Source organism: Desulfovibrio sp. 1188_IL3213, assembly GCF_036763145.1.
In the GTDB taxonomy this organism is placed as follows: Bacteria; Desulfobacterota; Desulfovibrionia; order Desulfovibrionales; family Desulfovibrionaceae; genus Desulfovibrio.
On the sequence record NZ_JBAIYR010000381.1, the window covers coordinates 1 to 2,187 of the forward strand.

The following is a 2,187-nucleotide window of genomic DNA, read 5'->3' on the forward strand; positions in this document are numbered from 1 at the left end:
GGTGGGGTCCAGCACCCTTGCAACGGGAACAGGCGCAATGCGCACGTTTTCGCCGTGGTTGCCGCGCACCTGTGCGCCTTCTGCGCCCAGGGTGGTCACAAGCCAGCGCGTGCTGGCGGCAATTTCTTCTTCGCTTTTGCCCGTGGCCTTGCAGATCATGTTCAGCTCATAGTCGTTGGTAATGCAGGCCAGGGAACCCCCGATAGCGTCAAGCAGCTCCTCGGCGGTCAGCACAGGCAACTGCTGGCCGGGATCAAAGATATAGGGAACGCCCTTTTCACGATAAAAACGGGGCAGCCGGCGCATGTCGTCCAGGTTGCCGGGCGATACGATGGCAATATCCCTTGCCGGGTCAAGAGCGGGAAAATCATAAAGCGCGGGCAGGCTCATGGCCCCGGGATAAAAACCCGTAATCTGGTTGCTGTTCAGGTCTGTGGTAATGTAGCACAGGGCCGTGAACACCTCGTCAGCACGACGTATGCCGTCCAGCGGCAGGCCGTGGGCCGCGAGGGTCTGTGCGTAAGAATCAAAATCGCGTCCGGCGGCGGCGACAATAACGGGCTTTTCCTCAAGCAGGGCAAGGGAATAGGCAATATTGCCCGCGCAGCCGCCCCGGCGCTCGTCCATGCCGTCCACCATAAAGCTGACATTGATCATGTGCAGCTTGTCCATAAGGATATGGTCCTGAAAATTGCCGGGGAAGGTCATGATGCGGTCAAACGCCAGAGAACCGGAAACGTAAATGGACATGAGTTCCTCTCGTTATGGGGTGAACGGATGCAATGGGCTCTGCGCCGCTGCTCAGGTTCCGCGCGCTTTCTGTTCGCGCCAGACCCGCAAGGGGCACGGTTATGCCGAAATCTTCGCGGCGCGGATTTTATAAAAAATCCGCCCGGAACAGCCAAATGTTTTCAAAACAAAAATTTTCTAGAGCCGTTTTAACTTGAAAAAATGTACATGCTCTAACGCTGCACGAAAGTGCAGCGCGCCACAACGTGGCTTGGATTCAGTCGAAAATTGCATTTTCGGCTGAATGAAAGCTTTGAAATATGAAGCATTTCAAAGTTACTCTGCCTCTAGGGCAAAGGCGGACGGCTGTTTTCCCTGATCCAGCGCAGGTACGGCTCATGACCGGCCTCTATGGGCAGGGCCACAATACAGGGAACCTCATAGCTGTGTACGCTTTTCACGGCGGCCTCAAAGGCTGGCAGCGCCTCGCGGCTTACCTGGGCCAGCAGCAGGCATTCCCCGGCATCATGCACCTGGCCGCGCCAACGGTAAATGGAGCGCGCTCCGGGCACGATATTCACCCCGGCGGCAAGATTCCGCTCCACCAGCATGCGGGCAAGATCAAGGGCAAGCTCTTCATGAGGCGCGGTAACATAGACCAGATAGGACATGATCGCTCCCGTACAGCAGATCTTTTCGAGGCAGCTTATACCCAAACACGCAAAAAACAAAGAGGGCGCGAACCGCTCCCGCCAAGGCTTGCAGGCTGCCGACGCCTGTGGCATAGGACGGACATGAGCGTGAAAAATTCCCGCCCGGCTCGGGCGCAAAAAGTTCTTGAAGCCCTGCGAGCCCGCTACCCCGCCCCCCATACCCACCTGGATGCCGAAACCGCGTGGCAGTTGCTGGTGGCTACGGTGCTGGCGGCTCAATGTACGGACGCCCGGGTCAACACCGTCACCCCGGAACTGTTCCGCCGCTGGCCCGGCCCCGCCGACCTTGTGGGGGTTCCGGTGGAAGAGCTGGAGGCGGTCATACGCTCCACTGGCTTTTACCACAGCAAGGCCAAAAACCTGCTGGGCGCGGCTGCCCGCGTATGTGAGGTTTACGGCGGCCGGATTCCCGACAGCCTTGAAGAACTCATCACCCTGCCAGGCGTGGCGCGCAAGACGGCCAATGTGGTGCTGTTCGGCGCTTTCGGCATCAATGAGGGTCTGGCGGTGGACACGCACGTCAAGCGCATCAGCCACAGGCTCGGCCTGACCGAATCTACGGACCCCGTTGTTGTGGAGCGCGACCTTATGGCCCTTTTTCCCCGTGAGGAATGGGGCGACGTAAACCACCGCATGGTCTGGTTCGGACGCGAAGTTTGCGAGGCGCGCAAGCCCCTGTGCGAGCAGTGTGAGATGGCGGATTTCTGCCCCAGGCTGGAGCCGCCCAAAACACCGCGCCCGGCCC

General features: G+C 59.3%; 3 protein-coding genes. 1 reads left to right on the forward strand and 2 read right to left on the reverse strand.

The annotated features are described in order from the left end of the window. Together V6C16_RS11655 and cutA are read right to left on the reverse strand one after the other, a co-directional pair. A partial coding sequence (locus tag V6C16_RS11655) for a carbohydrate kinase family protein (protein WP_333543279.1) occupies positions 1-750 on the reverse strand: 750 nt, incomplete at its 3' end. Between the two features lie 326 nt (positions 751-1,076). Further along, the gene (cutA, locus tag V6C16_RS11660; protein WP_333536086.1) at positions 1,077-1,400 is read right to left on the reverse strand and encodes a divalent-cation tolerance protein CutA; all 324 of its coding nucleotides are present in this window, start codon (positions 1,398-1,400) and stop codon (positions 1,077-1,079) included. Between the two features lie 123 nt (positions 1,401-1,523). Between cutA and nth the strand changes: the two genes are divergently transcribed. After that, positions 1,524-2,187 (forward strand): endonuclease III (nth, locus tag V6C16_RS11665; RefSeq protein ID WP_333543280.1); only part of this gene is annotated, 664 nt, incomplete at its 3' end.

Bases quoted from the DNA above. Each gene is read 5' to 3' on its own strand.
- cutA (WP_333536086.1), bottom strand. From the start codon at position 1,400: ATGTCCTATCTGGTCTATGTTACCGCGCCTCATGAAGAGCTTGCCCTT.